General features: G+C 41.6%; 1 protein-coding gene. It reads right to left on the bottom strand.

Features of this window, described 5'->3' with window-relative positions; translation table 11 throughout:
* Positions 1–56 precede the first annotated feature (56 nt).
* The gene (locus tag B5J93_RS13235; protein ID WP_062500990.1) at positions 57–542 is read right to left on the bottom strand and encodes an Hcp family type VI secretion system effector; all 486 of its coding nucleotides are present in this window, start codon (positions 540–542) and stop codon (positions 57–59) included.
* Between the last annotated feature and the right edge of the window lie 169 nt (positions 543–711).

The following is a 711-nucleotide window of genomic DNA, read 5'->3' as shown; positions in this document are numbered from 1 at the left end:
AAAAACACAACCTAATATTAATATAAGGTTGTGTTTTAAAAAGGTGAAATGGCTGATTAGCCGATGGCTTTGTTTTGTTTGATGTCGTAACCCATTTGAGTTTCGGCACCACGACCGCCACGCTCGGTTTGTTCCCAGTATTGGTTTTTGATTTTGACGGCTTGGAATGAGTAATTCACATAAAGAACTTCATTGTCCTTGGAACCGACGAACTCAACGCCAGTTACCATGACGTCTTCTAGTGTGATTCTAGAGTACTCAATCTGTTCGCCACCTGCCTTGCAAACTGAGATTTCCACTTTGGGGATGTGCCGACCAATGGCACTGTGTTTGAGAACGGTAGGAGCTGCCTTATCAATAGCGGCTGTTACTTTTAGGTCTTGGAAATTAACCTTGCCCGCACCACCACCACCACCTGTGGTTAGAGTGGCAGGCTGACTGGCACCCCATGTAAAGTTATGAACATCAATCCAATCCTTGTGTCCTGCATCCTTGGATTCGCCATTCACGCCATCGATTTTTAAGAAAATATCTATAGCCATAATGTGCACCTTTATAAAAGAAAATGTGAGTTTGATTAACTCATCAATGGGAGATACACTACTTTATAAATAATATCGTATCTCATTTAAATGAGTTCATGTGATTATAGCGAAAACAAAATAAATAATCAAGCAAATTTTTTTCACCCCCCCTTGACCCCTCCCGCCC

Source organism: Moraxella equi, from assembly GCF_002027555.1.
Lineage (GTDB): Bacteria > Pseudomonadota > Gammaproteobacteria > Pseudomonadales > Moraxellaceae > Moraxella > Moraxella equi.
The sequence above is the reverse complement of the archived record's forward strand: the minus strand, read 5'-3'. Positions and strand labels throughout refer to the sequence as shown.

What these genes read in the sequence shown, in the direction of transcription:
- B5J93_RS13235 (WP_062500990.1), bottom strand. Translation starts at nt 542, where the DNA reads ATGGCTATAGATATTTTCTTAAAAATCGATGGCGTGAATGGCGAATCC.